General features: G+C 56.6%; 4 protein-coding genes. All 4 read right to left on the bottom strand.

Going from position 1 to position 8,503, the window contains the following annotated elements; genetic code table 11:
• Nucleotides 1-89: 89 nt before the first annotated feature.
• Nucleotides 90-806 carry a DUF262 domain-containing protein gene (locus C3Y15_RS30600; protein WP_243860295.1) on the bottom strand — a complete coding sequence of 239 codons (717 nt, stop codon included), beginning with the start codon at nucleotides 804-806 and terminating at the stop codon, nucleotides 90-92.
• Nucleotides 803-2,587, bottom strand: a complete 1,785-nt coding sequence (locus C3Y15_RS30595) for a DUF262 domain-containing protein (RefSeq protein WP_069239285.1) — start codon at nucleotides 2,585-2,587, stop codon at nucleotides 803-805. Before C3Y15_RS30595 ends, C3Y15_RS30600 begins: the two co-directional genes overlap by 4 nt.
• Nucleotides 2,588-3,007: 420 nt before the next feature.
• Entirely contained in the window at nucleotides 3,008-4,663 is a 1,656-nt protein-coding gene (locus tag C3Y15_RS30590) for a hypothetical protein (protein ID WP_124259935.1), read from the bottom strand.
• A gap of 271 nt (nucleotides 4,664-4,934) precedes the next feature.
• On the bottom strand, nucleotides 4,935-8,429 hold the full coding sequence (locus C3Y15_RS31920; protein ID WP_208328112.1) for an RNA-directed DNA polymerase: 3,495 nt from the start codon (nucleotides 8,427-8,429) through the stop codon (nucleotides 4,935-4,937).
• Nucleotides 8,430-8,503 lie beyond the last annotated feature (74 nt).

Below are 8,503 nucleotides of genomic sequence, written 5' to 3'. Positions count from 1 at the left end.
TCGCTACGCTGCTCACGTACCAGACGCACTGCGCGCTCCCGGACTTCCGGGGAAAACTTGGTTGCCTTCTTGTTCATGGCTCGATTCTCTCAAGAATCCGAGCCTCCACAAAATTCGGTGCGGTTCAGCTTGCCCCGAGCATTCATCTTGATGTACAGGTCGTCGGTCAGGCCGAAGCGCTCCAAGTCGAGAAAATGGAAAGTGATCCTGGGTTCGCGCTCATCTATGAGGCGCGCATACATGCCTTCAGTGACACCAAACGTCTTGGCAATAGAGTTGAGCGCGGTCAGACATGACTTGACCGTAGGGTCACTGCGCCACGACAGGAAAAACCAATTGCTGTCGACCAAGCGTTCTGAGAGTCTGCCCTCCCACTGCTTCCCGTCGGCCGGCGGCGCAACCACAGCGCTTGCAAGCGCGTCAAAGAACTCAGCCGAACTAGGCCGCGTGGCGTAAGTGAACCTGGAGCGCCCGCCTTTCGTCCAGCGAGCCCTGAAGTCTTCCAACTGCCCCTCGCACATTGCGACGTACCAGTGCAGGAGGAACAGGGTTGTTAGACGCTGTTGGCCGTCGAGCAGGGACAGCACACTGCTTGCACTGTCCTCGAATGTCCCGTAGATGAAGTCGAGGTCAATCCCGCGCCCGTCCTCACTGCTCAATGCGTCCCGCAGCGACGCCAGGAAGCCACCCAAGACCTCAGTGGACTGCTCGCGGCCCTGGGCGTAGTCACGTTGAATGATGGGAATTTCAACGGCATCGACGCTCGAGAAGAGCGTAGCGAATGAATGCTGTCGGGCCTCGCTCATACGCATGCTCCGTCATATGTGAAGAACCGCACCAGCGCACTGACGAGTGCTTCCTGATGCTCCTTCGCATCCAAACGACTCCAGACCAGCATTTCGTCGATCTTGGTGCTGTAGTACTTCAGGAAGGCGTTCTTCGTACAAGGCGGAACGAAGCGGCCTGCCTTGTCCAACGCGATGAGTTTGCGCCGTTTGTGCGGGAAGATAGCGTTCCCGTAGCTTCGGTTCGTACTAGCGTCGAGCAACGTCAAGTTGCCAATACTGTTGTCGAACTCAACATCCGAGCCTGGATCGTAGCGGTCAATAACGTCGTTGAATGCAGTCTCGAATGCGACGGCGTCGAAGGGTTCCTTCGCGCTCAGCGCGCGCAAACGTTCAGCCAACTCCTGCTCGCATGTGCGACTCGTGCGGCCGACCGCCGCCAACTCAGGCTCGGAGAAGTATTCGACAGCCTGTCCGAGCCAAGCTTTCTGAGCGTCAACGCGTTGAGGCATGTCGGATTTCACCGAGCGAATGTGTTCTAGGTCCCATTGATCTTTCTTGAAGTGATCGAAAGGAAACCACGGCCCGCTGTCGCCGAGTTCCAGTAGCGACGCGATATTGAACAGTAGAAGGAGACGACGGATGGAAGCACGATGCGACTCATAGTCCAGCTGCGCGACGTAGCCTTCAACGAACCGAGCCAATCCCATCTCATCCGCGGCGCTCCGAGTTTTACCAAAGACGAGCTTGAAAATTTCTGCCTTCAGCGCGGCTCGGAAGGCGGTCTTGGACCCAGCGCCCCGCGCGAGGTCACGTATCTGCCCTACTTTGACTTCTTGGCTGAGAAGGAACCCAACAACGTGATACAGGAAGCGGTCCCGGAACCACTCGTCGAGTTGCAGAAACATTCGTTTTACTGCGTCCCACTCGTTTGCTACCGCGTCCTGCCTTGCAGCCAGATGCGCGTTGAATGCAAGGAACAGGCTGTTGGCATCCCAGCGATTGGCAACCTGCTGGATCTCTTCGGCCCGTAGACCCAAGACGAGGTCAATGCGATTCGCTTCTTGTTGTCGATTCGCCAAGAAGTACCAGAATGCCTCTTCCTGCAGGCGTCGCTCAATCTCATCCCAGTCTTGGGCAATTCTCAGTTGCTGCAATTGCTTGGCCCGTGGTCCCTCGCTGTCGAAATTACCACCCCGCAAGAACAGTGCCTTCACAAGCTCTGCGTTCGTGAGTGGAATCTTGCCGACATTCAGTCGCGTAAACACGTCAATCGGTTCGACGGCCCGGTCTACCTCGTACCAGATGACCTTGACTTCGTTCAGGAAGGCAGCCTCGATGTAGTTCAACCGGTTGCTCCTAGGTTTGAACCAGTCGCGAATGGCTTGGTACGAGTGCCAGATATGGAAAAAGTCGATGTTCTCCTCGTGGAGCTTTTCGTCGAGGGAACGCAGGTAGCTCGCACTGTTCTCACGAGTCTTGTAGTTGAGCGCGAATAGGGCCTTGCGCTCTTCGGGTACCAAGCGGTTGTTGAAGTAGGAGAGGATAAGAAAAATCGTAGTGAGCCGTTGCTGCCCATCAATGAGTTCCCAGTAGTCGTTACGTCGTGTGACGACGACTGGCTGCAAGCAATAAAACTCCCCTTGAACCGGTCTTTGCCTTTCCGTGAAGGCGGCGACGTCATCAAGCAACTCCGTTACCTGCCGAGAGGTCCAGCGATAGCCGCGCTGGTAAGCGGGGATTAAGAACGACTCGGTCATTAGCTGACTTATCGAGCGCAGTTGAAGTTCACCGGTACTCATACATCCTCGTTGAGTAGTACACCATGCCGCAAACCTCACGATCTGCGATGAACGTGCGGCCGGACCAATTCGCCCCCTCACGCGACTATTGACTCACGTGAGCAACTGGATAAAGCTGCGCGCCACGTTGGCTTCTGGGCCACGTATGGCGAAAGTCGACCTGTTATCGTCGTTCGTCATTGGACCACTTTTATGGCAGCCTCCAACGGAAAACAACTAACGACAACGTCGGCGGTTCGGCCACCGCCGATCGAATAACCGAAGCTGGTCAGGGCGCAGTCGTCAGAATCCCTGCGATTCTCAGTCATTTCTTTCAGCCCTCATCGACTCGGAGTTGTCTTCCGATGTGCCGCCCTCAGAGCGCCAAGAGGCGCTCTTTCATCAAAGCGTCACGGCGATAGAGGCTCACATGGCACACAGCTATGGGGAAGTGAAGAGGTAGCTGAAACTTCTTTCCACCTCGTCGACCTTCGCATCTAGTTGGTCGGGCAATCGAATCCCGCTTTTTCGCAGGCCATACCGGCTTTTCACTAAGTACTCGACGTTATCGCACCCCGACCCAACGTGATACCCCAGTGCGAAGCAATAGCGAGCCAGTTCGCCGCATTCAGCTAAGCGCTTCGAAGCAAACTCAACCGCCAGATCGCACCGGGGAAGACCACAACGAAGCGTGTTACCGATAACCTGAGCAAATAGTGCTGGCGCCTCATAGCTCGATGCAAAAAATTCACACCACGTGCTCGCAAAGCGCGCCTGGGTCGTTGCCCACCCGAAATGACGCGCATCGCGTTGCCCGAAGTTTGCCGATCTGAATCTGCCAACGTTCTCACCGCAGCGGAATGCATGCCACGCCAGCGGATCGCCCTCGTCCTGCTCGCTTGTGTCGATAAGCGACTCCAATGCCGATAACCAGGTGAGAGGATGCCACGTCGGCAATGAGGTAATGTCGGCAACTACGGGTGCCAAAGCATAGCGCTGCTGCGTGCGCCAAGTGCTCACTTGATCGCCAATCTCACCGAAGGCGTCGAATCGCAAGATGTGGGCGCCTTCGTTAGCAAGTCGAGCCTCAAGATTGGCCCAAATGCCTTCAGATTCCGACGAGTACGAGAGGATATTTTGGCCGACTTCAAGATCGAGCAGGAGTCGTACTGCCGTATCATCGATGAGCTCGGTAAAAGTATTCGACCATGCAAAGTCCTCTGCCTCCTGTTCGGTCTTGAATTCAGGGATTTCTTGAGAGCGAAATGAGTTACGCACTGCCATAGAAACGAATAGCCTGACTTGCGATTGACTCGATCTCTCACGCGGGCAGTACCAAACGACAACAAACCCGGATGCGCGCCCTCTTTCTGCCTCGCGCACTAGTGCCGTGACAGCGTGCTCAATACGATTACACCAGCGCTCAACCTGAGGCGGAATACGCCAGTCGTCAGGAAGCAAGAAGACCTTTGTATCCGCCAACAAAGCATCCGGAGAGAAGGGTCTGACATCCGCGATTGGTAGCAGGTCATCCCGCACCAGTAGGGTCGGCGTCCGTTCGTACGCACTCTCTTCGCGGTACTCCAACGCGAGGGTGGGGATTTCATAGTGTGCCAGTTGCGCAAATGCGTGTTGCTCGAGGGGAGCCCAGCTCGTCGAGATCGCCACGAGAAACACCTGCGAGCCGGGATACTGCTCGGATAAGCAGTTAGCGTAGGCTAGCAGCTCCGTAGCGAATTCTCGGGCAGTTTTACGGCTACGCTTGAGTTCCACTATTACGAAGGCGCTGCTGATCTCGTCCTCGAGAATTAAGTCCGGTTTGAGAACCTTCCCAGGATCCAAAGAGATGTTCCTGTTCGCGCTTTTGAATCGAGGCTCCACGAGACTTTTTAGTACTCGACAAGCCTCACGGGCCGAGCGGTGTCGTGATGGACCGAGGCCACCTTCGAGTCCGTATCGCTCTACCTCGTTCTTCATCTCCCGGCTCAGTGAACTGTCGTCATACCGGACGACGCTGTACAAGTCGCTGTTGCCAACCCTGCCGTCCCCACCAGCCAATTGCACCATCCACTCTTGAATCACGCTTTCAAGCTTCATTGCATTTAGCCTCAGTACTCGTCTAGCAATGCTAGCGTACTAGATAGTTGGCCGCTGCTCCGTCGGCGGCCAACTATTTCGAGTTAATCGCGGCGACGCCGACTTTCGGCAATGCATGACTGCCTAGCTACGGCCGCATTGTCCTCGCGACTAATCGAGTGTCGTGTCTGTCAAATTTCAGGCCTCGAGTCGCCCCCGCCATTGCCACATCATCATTCAGAGTTAAGTCCCTATATAAGCCCCTTCGGTAGCTGAATTGAAAAGCTACCTGCTATGGCCGACGCGCAAGCCCCGCTGGTGGTGTCTTACCTAGTCGTTTCTTCACCATCTTCGGCGCTCCCGGCGACAACGCGAGAAGCTTGGGACCGAAGTGGTCCATCGGCACGTCGAAGACAGCCACCGAGATTTGGTTCGCCCCATGCGCGTGGGAGATAGTGCGTCGATGTTCATCGTCATACGGAGCCTGCGCGGACGAGCCACCGAACTCACCGATGTTGCAGACGACTACGTGCTGATACATGTGATATCTGAGCGCGGCAATCATGCTGTCAAACGTTTTAATGTCTTGATTGTGTGCAGGCACCACAAACATGTGCGACTCGTTCCTCATGTCGGCGGCAAGCGCGAGGTCAGTGGCGTCGTAACAGATGGCTCCCACCATCCGATACGATGTGAGCTGGTCCAGCTGTAGCTCTATCACCACCCGGTATGGACACCACTTCTCAACCCCCATCCCCAGCTCAACGCCCGTGAGATGCAACTTTCCCTGGTCAACTTCGATCCACGATCTCCGGCTGCTCGTTCGGACCGGAATCAGCCAGCGTGACGCATTTGTATGCCTCCCGGTTATCGGGTGCAGCGCTCCCAGCAGGCCGTAGTGGAGCATCGCACCGGTGTCATCGGAGAAGGCTCGAAGCAGGTCTTGGTCACCAACATGAATTGAGTACTCGGGGAAGACGACGAGGTCAACGATTGGCTTCTTCGCGCCGTCACCGAGGCGCTCGTATGCATCGAGTTTCTTCGCGACCAAGTTCAACAGCGCGGCGGTGTGATTGCGGTGTTGCGTTCGGAAAGGGTTGCTGCTGAGACCGTCGAGTTCATGTGTCTTGAAGTCCGCGACGCTTGGAAGCAACCCCTGGACGACGACGACTCGCAGCGACCGGGAATCGCGGAGCTGCCAACGTACGGGGTAGCGGTAGACCGGTGAACCAGTGCTGCGGCCAAAAATTCCGCTCTGGACCTTGAGGCGCTCGTTAATGATGCCCCTCAGATCCTTCACTTCGGCAGTGCTTGAGGCCGGATGCTCGTCCGGGTCAACCTCAATCCCGGGCCATCGAAGCAGAACGTTGAGCAGGCCACTAAACCATGGCGTAACTGACGAGGCAGTGCCGCCCAGAGCCTGCGAGGAATGGAGCATCCCAACTTGTCGACGTGACGGGGTACTTGAAAGTCCGCGGTACCAACCAGACTCGCTCCCGCCGACGCGCCAAACGAGGGTGAAGTCGTTGCTGCCAACCGCAGCGGCACGCAGGATTGCGCCAATCGCGTACTGCCAACTCAACTCGGGTTTGCACCACGCTGGAGCCCGGAATCGCGGCGTCTTTCGTTGCGCGCTCTTTGGCTGGAGACGAACATGCAGCGATGGGCCGTCGGGGTCGTCGAGCCGCGTCCAGTCTTCGCACATCACATCAAAGTCAAAGGCTGAGTAGATCGTATCGTCCGGCCGAGTCCAGTCATCCACTTCGGTCAGGCATTGCGCAAGCCTCAGCAGCGCGTTCTCATGCCTAAACGGTCTCGTGGAATGACAAGCAGCCCTGCTGAGGCGGAGCCAGACCCCGGTTGGAAGAGGCTCGCCATCCTTGTTCCGAGAATCAACGTGCAGAGCCTGCTCTGGGTTGAGGAGCTCGCGATCAAAAAAAGCGGCACCGTTGGCGCGGAGCGTGGTAATCGCATCGAAAAGAGATGGGTCGCCCTTGTATACCAGCTCGAATGCGCGGCGGGTGCTGTTCTTACTTCGCTTAACCGAGAAGCGACGGAGCCAGTTTGCAAACCTACGCGCGTTGCCTTCCAGCTGATACCCCACGATGGCAATTCCGATAACGTCATCGTCTGGGAGACCTTCAGATTGATATCGACCGGAGAGGTACGCATGGAGGACGCGATAGCGTGCAAGTTCTGGTTCGTCACTCAGTAAGTTCGAGGGAGAGCCAAGTGTAGCTAGCAGTAGCGCAGCCTGTTGCTGCGCAAACCACGGACAGTCGCCGTTCTGCAGGACCGTCTCTGCATACTCAGCAAGCTCCGCACGGTACTCGTCGATATCCCCGACCTGCAGCCCGTCATCACCGACCGACGATCGGCCTGTTTCCGTGGCAGCCGCACGAAACAGCTCGGCCAAAATGTACCAAGCGACAGATGCTTGGTCAGAATGACTGTCTGCGTCCTGAAACTTCCGGGCAAGTGCGTCGAGGACATCCCGTAACAGAGATGCTGAGGGAAATAGGTCAAACGCGTACCGCAGAACTTGAACAAGCGAAGGGTTTTCCGACCAAGCACCAACCAAGCGCCGAGCGGCAAGTTCATAGTCCTGTTGAAGCTGCTCGCCGGCCGTACCGTTCTCGCGCGTCTCGCCCAAGTCGGTCAAAAGCCGGCGCTGCTTCAGCGATTTGCAGATGCGGAATGCAGCGAATCGGGTAAGCGTGTCATCACGTACGTCCATCGGTGGTTTGGTTACAAGGGCCAAGGCAGGAACGCCGCGGGGCTTCCGTACCTTGCTGGTTGCTCCTTCCACCTCTGCCATCGACAGGAGGCCATTCAATGCTGTCTCGAGATCTTCCAACGAAGATAGATCGAATGGGCCACTGAGTTGCTGCTGGACCTGCCGCATGCGATTAGCAATGCTTGTGCCTTTCGCAACTTTGCTCAGCAGCTCAATTTCGGTCTTGGCGCCGTTAAGGGTCAGTGTGATTTTCCCTTGAGCGTCGCCCAAAGATTTGTTCAGTTGCCTTTGAGTCCAGTTTGTGATGCCCGTCTGCAACTCGGCGAGGTCCAACTCAGGGTCATCGGTAGACACTACCAAGCGCAGGTCGTCGACGTAGCGGCAGTAGTCGTGAAGCGTCACCAGTGATTCGCGGTCACCGATTTTGATATTGCGCCGCTTCTGGCATGCAAGCCCAATCGCACGATCAAGCTCCAGTAGGTAGGCATTGGCAAAGAAGCCACTCGCCATGAGCCCTTGCGGCAAACCACGCGGCAGCTCGCTATTCTTCAACAGCCCCTTGAGCGCATCATCGGCAGTAGACCACTCGAAGGTCAGCGCAGCCTCGGCGGCCACCCAGAACGCATCATCGTCCATCGGTCTTTCAATGTCGTCGCCCCAGTAGCGGTTGTACTCATTCTTCAGCTTTGCGATGAGCCGTGGAATATTGATTCGATCGTAGTAGGCGCTGACATCGAGCTTCACCATCAAAACGCGCGCATCGTCTTCATTGTCGAACTCGTCCTCGAGCGCGGCAGCGACCTCCCTGGGCCGAGCGACAAACTGCTGATAGTCAGCGTAGTAGCGACTGTATGTGTCAGAACTGCCCCACGAGAATCTCGCTTGGCTATCGTCGTCGCTCCAACGGCAGTAAAGCCGATTTCCATAGCTGAAGACCCCCTTCCCCAGCGCTTCCGTAGCCTTCACAGCCGGATTGCCCTGTGCGGTCTCGATACAGTCGGCAAGGCAGAGCAGCACTGCGGTAGCGATGGTCTGTTCGCGAATGCCCACATGCGCCAAGGGACGCAGAGTCAGCAGTGTCGATGCACTATCCTGGTTATCCAGAGACGGGAGCGGCCCCCACC

Origin of the sequence: Burkholderia sp. B10 (genome assembly GCF_004368385.1) — a bacterium.
GTDB lineage: Bacteria > Pseudomonadota > Gammaproteobacteria > Burkholderiales > Burkholderiaceae > Burkholderia > Burkholderia vietnamiensis.
The sequence above is the reverse complement of the archived record's forward strand: the minus strand, read 5'-3'. Positions and strand labels throughout refer to the sequence as shown.